This window comes from Bacillus sp. OTU530 (assembly GCF_038440375.1).
The window spans coordinates 14,517-30,249 of record NZ_JASATP010000023.1 but is presented as its reverse complement, the minus strand read 5'-3'; the positions used below and the strand labels follow the sequence as shown (position 1 = coordinate 30,249).

At 40.5% G+C, this 15,733-nt stretch carries 13 protein-coding genes; 2 read left to right on the top strand and 11 right to left on the bottom strand.

Going from position 1 to position 15,733, the window contains the following annotated elements; all coding sequences use genetic code 11:
• Positions 1–11: 11 nt before the first annotated feature.
• The 7 genes from AAHB12_RS17395 to AAHB12_RS17365 all read right to left on the bottom strand — a co-directional run bounded on the left by AAHB12_RS17395 (position 12) and on the right by AAHB12_RS17365 (position 9,512).
• Positions 12–1,604, bottom strand: coding sequence for a spore germination protein (locus AAHB12_RS17395; protein WP_342046229.1), 1,593 nt, complete (start codon positions 1,602–1,604; stop codon positions 12–14).
• Positions 1,605–1,880: 276 nt separating this feature from the next.
• Positions 1,881–2,540, bottom strand: a complete 660-nt coding sequence (gene thiE, locus AAHB12_RS17390; protein WP_129728685.1) for a thiamine phosphate synthase — start codon at positions 2,538–2,540, stop codon at positions 1,881–1,883.
• A gap of 13 nt (positions 2,541–2,553) precedes the next feature.
• Positions 2,554–3,366: a bifunctional hydroxymethylpyrimidine kinase/phosphomethylpyrimidine kinase gene (gene thiD, locus AAHB12_RS17385; RefSeq protein ID WP_129728684.1), complete on the bottom strand. Its 813-nt coding sequence runs from the start codon at positions 3,364–3,366 to the stop codon at positions 2,554–2,556.
• Between the two features lie 9 nt (positions 3,367–3,375).
• The gene (gene thiM, locus AAHB12_RS17380) at positions 3,376–4,188 is read right to left on the bottom strand and encodes a hydroxyethylthiazole kinase (protein ID WP_129728683.1); all 813 of its coding nucleotides are present in this window, start codon (positions 4,186–4,188) and stop codon (positions 3,376–3,378) included.
• 1,351 nt (positions 4,189–5,539) lie between these two features.
• Positions 5,540–6,964: an ATP-binding protein gene (locus tag AAHB12_RS17375; protein WP_446715577.1), complete on the bottom strand. Its 1,425-nt coding sequence runs from the start codon at positions 6,962–6,964 to the stop codon at positions 5,540–5,542.
• Between the two features lie 705 nt (positions 6,965–7,669).
• Positions 7,670–8,764, bottom strand: coding sequence for a fatty acid desaturase family protein (locus AAHB12_RS17370; protein ID WP_129728682.1), 1,095 nt, complete (start codon positions 8,762–8,764; stop codon positions 7,670–7,672).
• A gap of 529 nt (positions 8,765–9,293) precedes the next feature.
• Positions 9,294–9,512 carry a hypothetical protein gene (locus AAHB12_RS17365; protein ID WP_342046228.1) on the bottom strand — a complete coding sequence of 73 codons (219 nt, stop codon included), beginning with the start codon at positions 9,510–9,512 and terminating at the stop codon, positions 9,294–9,296.
• Positions 9,513–10,082: 570 nt separating this feature from the next.
• Between AAHB12_RS17365 and AAHB12_RS17360 the strand changes: the two genes are divergently transcribed.
• A complete protein-coding gene (locus AAHB12_RS17360; protein WP_342046227.1) occupies positions 10,083–10,880 on the top strand; it encodes a formate/nitrite transporter family protein in 798 nt (265 codons plus the stop codon).
• 423 nt (positions 10,881–11,303) lie between these two features.
• A complete protein-coding gene (locus AAHB12_RS17355; protein ID WP_342046226.1) occupies positions 11,304–12,221 on the top strand; it encodes a glycosyltransferase family 2 protein in 918 nt (305 codons plus the stop codon).
• Positions 12,222–12,401: 180 nt separating this feature from the next.
• Here AAHB12_RS17355 and rfbD read toward each other — a convergent pair whose 3' ends face one another.
• Genes rfbD through rfbA form a run of 4 tightly spaced genes read right to left on the bottom strand, consistent with a single transcriptional unit; the run spans position 12,402 to position 15,716 of the window.
• Positions 12,402–13,244, bottom strand: coding sequence for a dTDP-4-dehydrorhamnose reductase (rfbD, locus tag AAHB12_RS17350; protein ID WP_129728679.1), 843 nt, complete (start codon positions 13,242–13,244; stop codon positions 12,402–12,404).
• Complete coding sequence (gene rfbB, locus AAHB12_RS17345; protein ID WP_342046225.1) at positions 13,244–14,266, bottom strand: dTDP-glucose 4,6-dehydratase; 1,023 nt, start codon at positions 14,264–14,266, stop codon at positions 13,244–13,246. Before rfbB ends, rfbD begins: the two co-directional genes overlap by 1 nt.
• A gap of 10 nt (positions 14,267–14,276) precedes the next feature.
• Entirely contained in the window at positions 14,277–14,834 is a 558-nt protein-coding gene (rfbC, locus tag AAHB12_RS17340) for a dTDP-4-dehydrorhamnose 3,5-epimerase (protein WP_342046224.1), read from the bottom strand.
• Between the two features lie 9 nt (positions 14,835–14,843).
• Positions 14,844–15,716, bottom strand: coding sequence for a glucose-1-phosphate thymidylyltransferase RfbA (rfbA, locus tag AAHB12_RS17335; protein ID WP_342046223.1), 873 nt, complete (start codon positions 15,714–15,716; stop codon positions 14,844–14,846).
• Positions 15,717–15,733: the final 17 nt, after the last annotated feature.

The following is a 15,733-nucleotide window of genomic DNA, read 5'->3' as shown; positions in this document are numbered from 1 at the left end:
CCCCTCCTGCTTTAATCTGTTGGACCCGGCTTTTCTGGTTTCGGAGTCGTATTTCTTGTTTTATTTCGTTTTGTCAACATACTCGGCCTCTTACGCATCGACCAGAGCGGAGCTCGCATGATCATATCCTTCTGGCCCGCCCTATCAAAAGGCGCAAAGGCTGACATGTATGGTACACCAAAGGAGCGAAGGGAGCATAAATGAAGAACAAGTGCCAGCAACGCCATCGTAATGCCAAATAATCCAAAAGAGGCTGCAAACATCATCATAACAAAACGAAGCATCCGAACCGAAATAGCCATATCATAGGCTGGAAAGACAAAGTTGGAAATAGCGGTAACTGATACTACAATAACCATCGCGGCAGAAATAAATCCGGCTTCTACCGCAGATTGTCCGATTACCAATGCCCCAACAATAGATGTTGCTTGTCCCATCGGTCTAGGCATCCGAATTCCCGCTTCGCGCAAAATCTCAAATGTAACCTCCATAACACAGGCTTCAACAAAGGCTGGAAACGGCACCCCTTCCCGCTGCGCTGCTAAACTAATCAACAGCTGTGTGGGCAGCATCTCTTGATGAAAGGTAGTAACGGCGATATAAAGAGATGGACCTAACAGTGCAATGAAAAAGCTGGCATACCGAATTATACGAATTAATGTTGCAATGTCCGGACGCTGATAATAATCCTCTGGTGCTTGAAAGAACTGTCCAAATATAGCCGGTACTAATAAAACGAACGGTGTACCGTCTACAAGAATGGCCACCCTTCCCTCTAAAAGATTAGCTGCTACAACATCTGGGCGCTCTGTATTATAAACGGTTGGAAATGGGGTTAGAGATTCATCTTGAATCATTTCCTCAATATATCCGCTCTCTAAAATGCCATCTATATCAATACGGCCCAGCCGCTCCTTTACCTCTTGAATCACGCCTTCTTCTACAACTCCCTGTATGTACATGATAACTATCGTTGTTTTTGTTTTTCTCCCGAGTATCTGCTGCTCACAACAAAGGTTTTCATCCTTAATTCTTCTCCTTACAAGCGCCGTATTCGTTCGAATTGTCTCAGAAAATGCCTCTCTTGAACCGCGAATAACATTTTGTACTTCAGTCTCGCCTACACCTCGGTCTTTCCAGCCTGGTGTGGAAATAGATAACGCCTTATGATAATCCTCTGTCAAAATAACTGTATTTCCTGATAAAACCTCGACAAATAGCTCTGAAAAATCCTTAACACTTTTTATACCGCCACTTGCAACAACAGATGTATATAGAAATTGAAATACCTTTTCCGCACTTTGCGTCTGTATATCATCAAACTTTTCTTCCATATGAACTGTTAATGGCTCTAAAATAGACTCATCGATGACTTGTGTATTCACTAGACCATCTGTGTAAATTAAAACAAGCCGTCTCTTATACTTATTTCCTACCACAACTTCTCGAATCACAATATCGCTGCTTTTAGCAAAAGCAGCGCGTATTTTCTTCATATTGCTCACAAGGTTTTCATCTAAGGGAATAGGCGTATGATTTGTTCTTTCTCCCTCAGTAGGCTTATTTTCTTCTGTTTGGTGACCAAAGCCCTTGAACAGCTTCATACTATCCCCCCTTCCATTTCTTTCATTATTTGCAATAAAGGAAGCTTCTATGAAAAGAAAGCTAATTTTTAATAAAGAAAACTCGCCGACTGGTGAGCCCTGCCCTTGGGCGAAGACAGAGGCGTAGCTGCCCTTATACTGTATCCCTAAAAATTTCCTCCTACGTCGAATTCGCTTCTGGCTGGAGATTTATTTCCCAAAGCATGAAAAAAGCAGGTCTCATGATATTATGAGCCTGCCTTTTTTCAGTATAGGAATTAATACATAGATTTTATGTTAAACAGTCTGAAACACTGCTTCCTTGAGCTTTTTTGCTGCTTCATACACGGAATCAGCCTGGCTAATTGCACTAATAACAGAAACGCCATCTGCACCAGCCTTGATAATAGGCGGAGTATTCTCAGCTGTAATACCACCGATAGCAACAATCGGAGTTTCTATTTTATGATTCTTAAATAGCTCGATTAAGGCTGTTCCTTGTGCATCTCTTGCATCTTCCTTTGATTGTGTAGAGAAGATAGGGCCAACGCCAAAGTAATCTGCACCTTGAGCAGCAGCCTTTTGTGCTTGCTCAAGTGTATGAACGGAAATACCAAGAATTTTATCCCCGATTTTCTCGCGAACGCTCGCAGCAGCTTCATCATCTTGTCCAATATGAACACCGTCTGCATCAAGCTCTAAAGCTAGATCAACATCGTCATTTACGATAAATGGGATATTTTTTCTTTTACACAGCTCCTGAACGCGCTTTGCCATCTCATACTTCGCATCTCCTGTCAAAGCACCATTGCCTTTTTCGCGATACTGAAACAAGGTAACCCCGCCATCAATTGCCTCTTCAACAATAGAAACCAAATCTTTCTTGCAGTTTACACTCCCGGCAATAAAATAGACCTTTAACATTTCACGCATTACATCACTTTGAATTCTCGACATTCACCTTCACCCCTTATCGTTGGACATGCTGCTTCTGTTGATATGCCCAGTGATTCGTTGGGCCGTGACCATTACCGATTCCGAGCTGGTTTTCAATCGCCGCTTGGATGAAATCCTTCGCTGTTTGAACCGCAGTGTTTATGCTGTTGCCTTTTGCCAGCTCAGCGGCAATCGCCGCAGCAAATGTGCAACCCGTTCCATGCGTGTTCTTTGTTTCAATTTTCTTGCTTGTAAAATAAAAGAAATCTTGGCCGTCATACAGTAGATCGATGGCTTCATCCTCGACATCATCATGACCGCCTTTAATCACTACATATTGCACACCCGTTTCAAGCAAACATTTTGCGGCTTCCTTACGGTCCTCCAACGTTTGAATGGACAGACCTGTTAATGCTTCCGCCTCTGGAATATTTGGTGTTACTACTGTCGCAAGCGGCAGTAAATATTCCTTTAGTGCAGCAATCGCTTCCTGCTGAAGAAGCGGTGCACCGCCCTTGGCAATCATAACAGGATCGACGACAACATTCTTCCAGCCGAATGCTCGAATTTTCTCGGCTACCGCTTGGATAATTTCACTGCTAAAGAGCATTCCCGTTTTCACTGCATCTGTTCCTAAATCTGTACCAATGGATTCAATTTGCTGTCCAACAGCGTCCACAGCTAGCGGATATACACCTTGCACACCAAGTGTATTTTGTGCCGTAACAGCTGTCAAAGCAGACATCCCAAATACCTTTAACTCTTGAAAGGTTTTTAAATCAGCTTGAATCCCAGCCCCGCCGCCGCTGTCAGAGCCCGCAATTGTGAGTGCTTTATATGTTTTCATTTTCATCACCTACTCCGCGATTTTTTCAACCGAACCGTATTGTGCTGCATCAGCTGCGCTTACTTTAGATAATTGATTTAGCAATTCAATTTGGAAGCTCCCTGGACCCTCTTCTACTGTCTTTTTCGCCGCGATCTCCGCTGCTACCTCATAGCTGACAAGCGCTGCTACTGCTGCTTCCGCAATATCCTTCTCTACAGCTGCAAATGCGCCAATGACAGACGTTAATAGGCAGCCCGTTCCCGTTACCTTTGTCAGAATCGGATGCCCATTGCGGACGATATAGGTTTTTGCTCCATCTGTAACAACATCTTCTTTTCCTGTAATCACAACAGTCGTACGAAGCTGTTCAGCTGCCTTTTGCGCCAAAGCAATAACATCTCCTGCTCCTGCTCCTGCGTCTACTCCTTTGATTGTCCAGTTCTCTCCAACAACGTTTGCGACCTCTGCCGCATTTCCCCGTAAAGCAGCAATTTGTACCTCGCTCACAATTTTACGAGCTGTTTGTGTACGGTACGCTGTTGCTCCAGCTCCCACTGGGTCTAAAATAACAGGAACACCACTTTCATTTGCCGATTTTCCAGCAATAATCATCGCTTCAATTTCAGTCTCATTTAAAGTGCCAATATTAAGTACGAGCGCCCCTGCAATTTTTGCCATATCAGCAACTTCTTCCTTCGCATAAGCCATGACTGGTGATGCACCAAGCGCAAGTAATCCATTTGCTGTAAAGTTAGTCACAACAACATTTGTAATGTTGTGCACAAGTGGATTTACCTCTCTTACCTTTTGTAATGTCTCTCCAATTTTGTGCATATCCATTAAGTTTCAGCCCCTTTTAATTAAATAAGAAACAATGCTGGAGTTAAGTAACACTCCAAAAAGCTATACTTTATTAATGTAACAACAAAAAAGACACCTTGCGCGGGCAAAGTGTCTCTGCATCGATTAAGGATTTTCCTCAATCATAGACTTCTTTTTGCGGCTCTCCCTGCGCTGGCATGACCCAACAGGTTCAAACGGTCTACGGCAGTTCAGCCGTACTCTCAGCCTGCTTCCGCAGGCTCCCGGGCTATTATAATTATATAGGCATCTTACTCCTTTGCTGTGAGAATTTCAAGTGAATTATCATATGTAAAATCGCTTCAATTAAATACTCAAAAATCAATTTTCTAGATAACAATCCAGCATAGCCCTATAAACTCTACCTTTGGTACAGTCAACCTCACACAACCATGCTGTTACATGTTGTTACATCCTGTTTCATTAAATATTTCCCTGTAAATTATCAGATGAAAATAAAATATTCGCAACTTCAAAAACATAATTCCACCTTGCCATCAGAACCCTAAAAAAGTGAATAAAGAAAACTTGCCGATTGGCGAGCCCCGCCCTTGGGCGAAGACAGAGGCGTAGTTGCCCTTATACTTTATTCCTGAAATTTCTCGCTACGTTGAATTGTCTTCTAGCTAGAAATTTATACTTTCTTAAAGTGTAAGAAAAACTGAGTATGGGAAAACCCTCCGTACTCAGTCCTTTTCTGTTCCCAGCACAACCGCGTATAGAATCTTCTCACCATCACTGGGAACACAAGATGATAGCATTTCTTAGAAAATGGATCTAGGAATTAGAGCTCAGAAAATATGTAACGGATTTCCGAAAAAATTCCCCTTCTTCAAGCCTGTGAGGGGCAAAGAGGGGGCATTCACGCATGCTTTTACAGAGGGAAATTGTATGCGGTTCTTCACCCGGGAAATATCAGGAGTTAAGGTTACGCAATTGAGTTACCTCCACCTACGCTACGAAATTGAAGTAGGGGTACTCTTTCAGTAAAATCTGATAGATTGTTGCTTGCTGAGTGAAAGTTATAATAAGGATATTTTTCATGCACAAACTGAGAGAAGAAACAAAAAAATAAATTAGTAAGATAAATCAATATAACAACGGAAAATTTCACCTAATCCTGCTCTAAACTCGTATACAGAACAAAGGGCCTTTTGACCTTTCGTTTTTCTTTACACCAGAAAGTATAAAATTCCCGCAAAAAGCAAACTCGATGTGGCGAAAAATTTTAGGAACAAAGTGTAAAAATGTACTACGCCTCTGTCCTCGTCTAACGGCTCACCAATCATCGAGTTTTCTCTGTATATATTATATTAAAATAAAGATAGCTTCATCTGTCTCGAAATAAATACGCCTGCTTCGGATGATTTGGTTGATCCGGATATTTTAGTTTTATCTTTTCCTTCTGCAGCAGCTTAGCCAAATAATTATTTCGAAGCCCATCTGACGTCCGCTCCAGCAACCGGGATAATTCCTTTAGCATAAGGGGCTTTTTCATAAGAAGCTGCAAAATAATCTCTTCCATTTTACTTGGACTTAAACGCTTCTTCCTTCTTGCTATTTCCGAAATCCCCCAAAGCTCCTTCTCAATATCCTCTGCTATAACACTTTCCTGTTGCCCATCTATATTTTCTGTCTGTTCTAAAAAGGTTGGCAGCTCCTCTAATATAGGATCATCCTCTTCATTATTCATGGAGCTGTACTCCTTATTTACGGAGTTAGAATCATTATTCATGGAGTTAACATCGTTATTTACGGAGTTATCCTCTATACTTATGGAGTTTTGTTCCTTATTTACGGAGTTAGAATCATTATTCATGGAGTTATACTCCTTATTTACGGAGTCTACCTCACTATTCATGGAGCTGTACTCCTTATTTACGGAGCTTCTATCAATTTCAAATCCATCATATGTTGAAGCGATTTCATCCATCCATTCCAATTTACCTTCAGCAATACTTTCAGACATGCTAAGTGTTAGGGTCGTCCGCTCCAATTGTGCCTCCTGATCTATATGAGGCCGTGACCATTGCTGCTCTGTCCATAGTGAATACATACTTTTTAAACCAAATCCGGCTCTTTGACAAAGATCGATTAGAATAAACATCTTAAATACATTCGGATTACGTAGATTGCTGATTCCGCCCTCAAAGGCTTGTTCAACAGGTATACGGAAAAGTCCCGGATTAGAAAATCGAATAGCATGTGCATTCCTTTCAATAACAAGTCCGCCCTCAACATAATAATCGGCATGTACAATCATATTAATTAGGGCTTCGTGAAGAGCAAGACATATTTTTTCCTTCATATAACTTACAGGCAGGCCCTTTGAAAAGTGCTCCATCACCTTAAAGTAAAAATCGTATAAATTTCCAGACCAAGTTCCATCCTGGGAGGTGAATCGTTCAGACCAGCAGCTGCTTAAAGTGTCCTGCAAGCTTTCCCTATATTCCAGAAAGTATTGCGGAAAAACTTCTGTTATAATTCTTTCTTCACTAAACATAAGCAAACCTGCGACTGTAAGACCTTCTTTACTTGTATTACGCAGCTTTCCCCATGCACCAATTTTGTATAAAAATTCTTTCGTCTCAAGTCCATTCCACGGATGATTTGGTTTTGTCATAGCAAATTTTTCCCGGTAGCCTTTAACGGATTCAAAGTTTAATTCATTTAATCCGTAGTGCTCCAAAATTACAGTATCCTGAGATGCTGCTGAATGATCAATTGGATGATTCATGTTTGTATGGTTGTTCACTTTTACTCTCCCTTTATTACAAACTCATTACATCTATCGTTCTATGCCATCTGTTCATTTGTATTTTTATTTTACCATCTTTCTTCTTATATCTCTTGTTGTTCTCATTAAAGTGCTGGGGTATGTATCATAAAGCAATAAAAAGTAAGCCCTCCATAGCAAAAATAAGATTGATTACGATTTGTAAGAAGTCTACAGAGCTGTTCCTCAATCCATGCTTATAGATAAAGAAAACTCACCGATTGACGAGCCCTGCTTTTGGGCGAAGGCAGAGGCGTAGTTGCACTTATACTTTATTCCTAAAATTTCTCGCTACGTCGAATGGGCTTCCTGCTAGAAATTTATACTTTCTTAAAGTGTAAATAAAACTTAATATTTCCCAAGACGTGATACTGTTATCCCTCAGGTCAATTATATGGATATAAAAAACTTTTCCATTTCCCTCATTTCCAAAAGATATACAATAATAGCTGTATAGCATCTAGATTCCTTCAGCAATTCATCAACCTGTGGATAACTTATTATTTTTACGATTTATACTTGTGGATAACTTTTGATCCTGTTTTACTTTCGAAAATTTCCATTTGCGTCAGATTATCTGAAGCTGAAAATGTATCCCTTTTTTCAAGTACAAGAAAATACAAATAGACCGTTATGGAAAATCTTTATACAAGATTTTCTATAACGGTCATTTTTTATTACTATTTAATGATTTTTCACCTTTGAATAGATCGGTACAGTAGCCTCTCTATCCTCTGGCTTTTTAGCTTCAATATTGTTAGGATCTAAGCCATTCCCCAACGTACCATACACAGTTCCTGTCTCAGGATCAATGAGCTCTGTATGATTATGATAGATTCTTGGTGTTTGCCATAAAGCAGCTAGTGCTGTTGTGAGTGGCATCTCAAAATAACGATCTGGCCACATTTCTTTCACTTTATCTTTTACCATCGGGAAATATTTTGGATTCATTCCTGGAAATAGGTGATGCTCTGCATGATACGAGAATTGAAAATGCAATACATCGACCCACTTCGGAACAGTTACGCTGAGCGTATTTGCAAGCGGATCATTTACTGTTGTAATCGGGTTTAAACGATGATTCGTTGAGATATAACCCATTACGATTGCGTTTGCAATGAAAAGCGGTATAAGGTAAAAAAAGAACCACTTAGAAGGCCCAAGCCATACTAACAATGCAATCCATGTTGCCCATGGTAAAATAAGCTGCATCCAAACAGCCGGACGATCCTTTGGCTTAAATTCATTGATATATGTTTTGAACATTCTTGATGAATGAAAAGTAAACATTACGGATAGCAAGGTGAAGCTAATAACAGTACGAAGCCACATTGGCAGCTTATAAATCTTCCGCAGCAACGGTTTCTTTTGCAGCTTTTCAAGAGTCGCCCAAGCATCTGGATCATCATGCTCATGCTGTGTATGAATGTGGTGCTCCATATTGTGCCACTTTCTCCAAAGCTTTGGTCCAACGCATAATGGCCAAAAGCCAATAGCACCTATAATATCACGCCATTTTCTGTTTCGTATTACTGTACCATGCAAAACCTCATGGGCAAAAAGGCCTATCCCGCCATAACACAAACCTAACACAATACTAATTGCAATATTCACAATCACAGGTAAATCAAATACTCCAATCGCCGCAATCCCAGAAACCGCTACAATAAGATATGCTAGTCCACCCCAAAGCCGGGAAGGAACAGGCTGAAATGCCTCTTTCGGAAGATGTGGAGCTACACGGGCCGCATACCATCCGAACGTACGCAATTCACTCATCAATACACCCCTTTACTTTTATGACTTATTCCAGAAAAAGCATTATATCTGCTTACTGATCTCTATTACTAATAAACCTTATGTGCTCTTCCAGTAATAGCCATTACATAAGTTTTTACTCGTCTTCTAATTCTATTGTTTGGATATCTATTACGTTTTATGTCCAATTTCCCCCATTAAAATACAGGTAATGCATTTTCTGGACACTGAAATAGATAAAATTAAAACCAGCTACTAAGACATGATATTAAACGTCTTTCGCTAAATTGTCAATCTATTTATGGCAGCCAAATTTGGAGATGCTATGAAAAGGGCAGGGGAGGACAATATAATTCTTACTTCTCATATGTGTGTTAGATTTTAAAGAAAACTCGCCGACTGGCGAGCCCTGCCTTGGGCGAAGACAGAGGCGTAGTTGCCCTTATACTTTATTCCTAAAATTTTCAACTACGTCAAATTGCCCTCCAGCTAGAAACTTATACTTTCTTAAAGTAGCACAAACTTCCGTCTACTTAACTAAGCCTTTGCTCTAGCCATCTCCCAATAGGGCAAGTAGCCGTTCTACAGGATAAATAATTGAAATGTGCGGCAATCCCTGCAGTTCAGCAATTCCTTCATAGGTTGTATAAACCATTAATAAAACAAATAGCAGGAGCTCTGTTTTATTTCCATATTTATGCAAATGTTTTGATATAAAATAAATTAAACCTATCATTCCCATGCTAAATAACAGTGTCTTGATTTTCATACTCCATTCCAACCAGTTAATCTTCGAAAACTGTTCTGTTTCTCCTCAGAAAAGTTATCAGAAATAGAACGAAGGGAAGCAGAATATTAAGTTGGAAAGGTATAGACACTATAATCATCTAAATGCTGCGTACACCGCTAGAAAGAGTTTGCATACATAACCCCCAGCAACACAATCGGAAGCAAAATAGCCCCTCTCTGATTAATCTTAAACGGCTCGCAAAGACAGTACACAGCACCAAACATTTTGTCCACGATTGTATGCTCCTCTATATTTAAAAAGATGCACGCGCGATTCTCATTCCCTTGTACCATCTTTCCCTATATTATGGAAATACATGTATAGCCCTTATTGAAGATTTCTGCCTTTATCAAGCCTACATTAGATTCATCTTTAGTTGAAGTCCCTTTATTTATATACTCTACAACCATACATTTAATCTTTGTGAAAAAGTTCACATAAATGAAACAAGTTACTTTTCATTCTAGCCCAATTTAATGTCATAATGTAAGAGAATTTCACAGATTTCATTACTATCACTAGCGGTCAAAAGAATAGGGGGTACGTCACATGGAAATGAAATCATTAATTGCAGTAGAGAATTTAGCCTTAAAAAAGCTGAAGATCTTCCGGCAAAGTCGTTTACGGTATATATTAAGGTCTATGTTAGCTAGTATGTTTATTGGATTTGGAGTTATTGTAGCCTTTAAAACAGGAAATTTCTTTTATATGGAGCATTCACCAGTTGCTTATCCAATGGCAGCATTAACATTTGGAGCAGCCATTATCCTAATCTCTTACGGCGGAGGAGATTTATTCACAGGAGATACATTCTACTATACATTCACGGCGCTTCGCAAAAAAATACAGTGGTTGGACGTATGGAAGCTATGGGGCATGAGTTACCTAGGAAATATTTTGGGAGCTGCCGCCTTTGCACTTTTGATTTATACAACCGGACTTTTTAATGATTCCTCCGTAAATAGCTTCTTATTGGCTGTTGTAGAGAAAAAGATGCATGTCTCAACATTTGAATTATTTTTCCGGGCTATCTTGTGTAATTGGCTTGTCTGCCTTGCCTTTTTTATTCCAATGTCCTTAAAAGAGGATGGGGCAAAGCTGTTTGTCATGATTCTATTTGTATTCTGCTTTTTCATTTCTGGATATGAACACAGTATTGCTAATATGTGTACCTTTGCGATTGCGCTTGTATTACATCATCCTGGCACAATCTCCTTTGCTGGAGTCATACACAACCTTATACCTGTTACAATCGGTAACTTAATAGGCGGCAGTATATTCATGGGTTGGATGTATTATTACGTAAATAAGCCTTATATGGGAGAACAGGAGAGAGAAGGTCACTGATAAGATTATATGATGCGGCATGCCCCCGTCTAAATTCTAGGCGGGGGCTATTGCTATTAGCTTAAAATAGATATGCGCTAGAACACATTGCCTAATCATTCACTTCTTCAGTATAATGATGGAGTTGGGAGCTTACAGAATAATGAATCCAAATTCACAATCGCAAGCTTATTGTTATACATACAGAACCCTCGAGAATAAACTAGCATCCTTTTACAGAATACTTCTATAGCATAATAGCATAACCTTGCCGATTGGCGAGCCCCGCTCTTAGACGAAGACAGAGGCGTAGTTGTACTTACAATAGATCCCTAAAATTCCTAAATATACCGAATGACTTCTAGCTGGAAATTTATCCTTTCCTACAGTGAAATAAAATCGTAGAACCGCCTTAAGAATATAGAGATGATAGGAGTAGTTAACATGGAGAAGGTACAGATATTACTGTCGACGTATAATGGAGAAAAGTATATACGTCAACAGCTAGATAGCTTGCTTGGGCAAGATTACACAAATATAAGTATTTTAATTCGCGATGATGGTTCAAAAGATGAGACCGTGTCAATTGTTGAAGCTTACAGTAAGAAGCATAATAACATCACTTTGATAAAAGGGGAGAATAAAGGGGTTATCTCTAGTTTCTTCGAACTTATACTACACGCCTCTCCTGATGCCTCCTATTACGCCTTTTGCGACCAAGACGACTTCTGGAAGCCAACTAAGATATCAAGAGCCGTAAGCTTGTTAGGGAAGGAAGATACGCGCACACCGCTGCTCTATTTCTCTCGTTTAGATATCGTAGACGAACAACTGCAGCTGTTAAAGCATTCACAAATTCCGCCGCAAGGAGCAGGATTAGAAAATGCTTTAATCCAAAATATTGCTACGGGCTGTACCATTGTGTTTAACCGAACAATGCGCGAGTTGTTTCAAGCCCACACGCCAAGAATTGAAATGGTAACGATGCACGATGCATGGTTTTACTTGTTAGGAACTGCTTTTGGTAAAGTGATCTATGATGAGCAATCTCATTTGTTATATAGGCAGCATTCCTCAAACACGCTTGGGATGGCTGATAGCAAACTAAAGAGTGCTTTAGTACGTTATAAAACCTTTAAGAAGAAGGGGCATCAAAAGCCTTACACAACACAAACAGCAGAATTTTACCGATTGTTCGAAGGAGAGCTTCAGGATCATCAAAAGAAGCTGATTCACGATTTTCTTTATAAGCGACAATCCCTGCTAGGCAGAATTTCATATGCCGTCAGCACACCTTTGTATCGGCAAAATGAGCGGGATACATTGATTTTTAAGCTGCTGTACGCATTAGATAGCTATTGAGTTGATGTTAGCAAGAAAGGTGGGCCCTGCTCTTGGGCAAAGACAGAGGCGAGTTGCACTTAAACTACATTCCTAAAGTTTCCGGCCACGTCAAATTGGCTCCTGGCTGGAAATGTATACTTTCTTAAAGTGTAAAATAAAAGAACCGTCACACAGCATGACGGTTCTTTTTTATCTGGATTATTTCGCCTCTTCTAAGTAAGCAGCCAGCGCTTCCTTCCAATCTCTTAACGGCTTAAAGCCTTGTTCAGCAATTTTCTTTTTGCTTAACACAGAATATTTTGGACGCGCAGCAGGACGAGGGAATTCCTCTGTCGTTAATGGCTTCACCTTCACATCCATGCCTGCTTGCTTGAAAATTTCTACGGCAAACTCATACCAAGAGCATACACCTTCATTTGTAGCATGGTAAATACCGTACTTGTCAGATTGCATAAGCTCAATCATAAAGCGAGCTAAATCTACTGTATATGTCGGGGAGCCTACTTGGTCATGAACAACGCCAACTTCTCCGCGCTCTTTTCCAAGACGCATCATCGTTTTCACAAAGTTATTGCCGTATACTCCAAACACCCAAGCTGTACGTACAATGAAAAACTTCTCAGCATATTCCTGGACAAATGCTTCACCAGCCAGCTTTGTTTCACCGTATGCGCCAAGCGGTGCAGTTGGCTCGTCTACTTCATACGGTTTGTTTCCTGTGCCGTTAAATACATAATCGGTGCTGACATACAGCATTTTGGCGCCAAGCTTATTAGCGGCCTGAGCTAAATACTTTGCTGCTAGGCCATTTACTTGATATGCTGTTTCGCGATCTGTTTCGGCACCGTCTACATTTGTATAAGCGGCGCAGTGAAGAATCACATCCGGCTGTATCTTCTCCATGTGAGCTGCAACTGCTTGCTCGTCTGTAAGCTCTAGAGCTGCACGATCAAGCGGATAGACCTCAAAGGCCCCTTCTTCCAGCTGCTTCAGAACATCTTGTCCAAGCTGTCCTTTTGCTCCTGTTACGACAATCTTCATTACTCTGCCCCTAATCTATTGCCATATTGTGTTTCGAAGTAGGATTGGTACTCACCAGAAATGATGTTTTCCCACCAGTCCTTGTTCTCTAAATACCATTTGATTGTTTGCTCAATTCCTGTATCAAATGTATATTTTGGCTGCCAGCCTAGCTCTGTGCGAAGCTTTGTCGCATCGATTGCATAACGGCGGTCATGGCCTGGACGGTCAGTTACATATTTAATTAAAGACTCAGGCTTATCTAACTGTTCTAGAATTGTTTTAACAATTTCAATGTTTGTACGTTCGTTATTTCCGCCAACGTTGTATACTTCACCGTTGCGTCCATTATGAAGCACAAGGTCAATTGCTTGGCAATGATCCTCTACGTGCAGCCAGTCACGTACGTTTAATCCATCTCCATAGATAGGAAGCGGTTTATCATGCAATGCGTTGATAATCATCAATGGAATGAGCTTCTCTGGGAAGTGGAATGGTCCATAATTGTTAGAGCAACGCGTAATATTTACCGGCAAGCCGAATGTTTCATGATATGCGCGCACTAAAAGATCCGCACCAGCCTTACTTGCGCTGTACGGGCTATTCGCTGCTAGCGGTGTTTCCTCTGTGAAGTAACCTGTTTCTCCAAGCGTACCGTATACCTCATCAGTAGAAACCTGCAAGTATTTCTTCACACCAAAGTTTTTTGCAGCATCTAGCAATGCTTGTGTTCCTTGAATATTCGTTTGCACGAAAATATCAGGGTTTGTAATGCTGCGATCCACGTGAGATTCAGCTGCGAAATTCAATACATAATCAAATTTTTGCTCAGTAAATAAATTATTTACGAAGTCACGATCAGCGATATCGCCTTTTACGAATGTATAGTTAGATGCAGTTTCAATGTCCTTTAGATTTTCAAGGTTTCCTGCATATGTGAGTAAGTCTAGGTTTACGATATGATATTCAGGGTATTTGTTTACCATATAGCGCACAAAGTTACTGCCGATAAAGCCTGCGCCACCTGTTACTAATAGTTTCATGTTGTTCCTCCTATTTCTCGTACACAAAATTCAGAGTAGCTTCTGCTAGCACTGGATGCTTTGTATCTTTTTCTGAAAGAATTGGATTTGTTGTTGGCCAATCAATGCCAAGTGCCGGGTCGTTCCACAGGATTCCCCCATCATGCTCTGGCGAGTAATACTCGTCTACTTTATAAGCAACAGTTGTATCTGGAACCAAAGTACAGAAGCCATGAGCAAAGCCCTTCGGTACAACCAGCTGACGCTTATTATGCTCGCTCAAAATCACGCCAACCCATTGACCATATGTTGGAGAGCCTTTGCGAATATCAACTGCTACGTCATAAATAGCACCAGTAATACAACGGACTACCTTTGTTTGTGCTTTTGGATTTAATTGAAAGTGCAATCCGCGCAATGTTCCGACCGGTGCGGATAATGATTGGTTATCTTGAATGAAATCATGCTTTAATCCGAGTGTCTCGAAGACATCCTTATTGTAGCTTTCCATAAAATAACCGCGGTGATCACCAAATACCTTTGGTTCTAAAATTACTACATCTTCAATCTTTGTTTTTATAATGTTCATTATTTTCACCTACTTCGATTGGCTTGCGATTTTTAATAAGTATTGCCCATATTGGTTTTTCTTGAGTGGCTCAGCTAGCTCTAATAGCTTTTCCTTTGAAATATAACCCATTCTAAAAGCAATTTCCTCAAGACAAGCAATCTTTAATGTTTGACGTTTTTCAATCGTTTCAATAAATTGAGATGCTTCTAATAAAGATTCATGCGTACCTGTATCAAGCCATGCATAGCCGCGGCCAAGAAGCTCTACATTCAAAGCACCCATCTCCAAATACTCCTGATTCACATCGGTAATCTCAAGCTCACCACGCGGAGAAGGCTTGATGCTTTTCGCAATGTCGATAACACGGTTATCATAAAAATAAAGACCTGTTACTGCATAATTGGATTTCGGTACCTCTGGCTTTTCTTCGATGGAAACAGCCTTTCCTTCTTTATCGAACTCAACAACCCCAAAGCGTTCTGGGTCATTTACATAATAGCCAAACACTGTCGCACCTTCTTGACGAGCAGCTGCCTTGCATAGCAGATCCGTTAATCCATGACCATAGAAAATATTATCCCCAAGCACAAGCGCAACATTGTCATCTCCGATAAATTCTTCACCGATGAGGAAAGCTTGAGCCAACCCGCCTGGATCTGGTTGAACCGCATAAGAAAGATGGATGCCCAAATCAGAACCATCTCCCAGGATCTGTTCAAAGCGTCCAATGTCCTGTGGTGTAGAGATCACTAAAATATCCTTGATTCCTGCCAACATTAATACAGAAAGCGGATAATAAATCATTGGTTTGTCGTATACAGGCAAAAGCTGTTTAGACACAACTTTTGTTAATGGGTACAAACGTGTACCGCTTCCACCAGCTAAAATAATTCCCTTCATGCCAAACTTCCTCTCCT

Bases quoted from the DNA above. Each gene is read 5' to 3' on its own strand.
- AAHB12_RS17395 (WP_342046229.1), bottom strand. From the start codon at position 1,604: ATGAAGCTGTTCAAGGGCTTTGGTCACCAAACAGAAGAAAATAAGCCT.
- thiE (WP_129728685.1), bottom strand. From the start codon at position 2,540: ATGTCGAGAATTCAAAGTGATGTAATGCGTGAAATGTTAAAGGTCTAT.
- thiD (WP_129728684.1), bottom strand. From the start codon at position 3,366: ATGAAAACATATAAAGCACTCACAATTGCGGGCTCTGACAGCGGCGGC.
- thiM (WP_129728683.1), bottom strand. From the start codon at position 4,188: ATGGATATGCACAAAATTGGAGAGACATTACAAAAGGTAAGAGAGGTA.
- AAHB12_RS17370 (WP_129728682.1), bottom strand. From the start codon at position 8,764: ATGAGTGAATTGCGTACGTTCGGATGGTATGCGGCCCGTGTAGCTCCA.
- AAHB12_RS17365 (WP_342046228.1), bottom strand. From the start codon at position 9,512: ATGAAAATCAAGACACTGTTATTTAGCATGGGAATGATAGGTTTAATT.
- AAHB12_RS17360 (WP_342046227.1), top strand. From the start codon at position 10,083: ATGGAAATGAAATCATTAATTGCAGTAGAGAATTTAGCCTTAAAAAAG.
- AAHB12_RS17355 (WP_342046226.1), top strand. From the start codon at position 11,304: ATGGAGAAGGTACAGATATTACTGTCGACGTATAATGGAGAAAAGTAT.
- rfbD (WP_129728679.1), bottom strand. From the start codon at position 13,244: ATGAAGATTGTCGTAACAGGAGCAAAAGGACAGCTTGGACAAGATGTT.
- rfbB (WP_342046225.1), bottom strand. From the start codon at position 14,266: ATGAAACTATTAGTAACAGGTGGCGCAGGCTTTATCGGCAGTAACTTT.
- rfbC (WP_342046224.1), bottom strand. From the start codon at position 14,834: ATGAACATTATAAAAACAAAGATTGAAGATGTAGTAATTTTAGAACCA.
- rfbA (WP_342046223.1), bottom strand. From the start codon at position 15,716: ATGAAGGGAATTATTTTAGCTGGTGGAAGCGGTACACGTTTGTACCCA.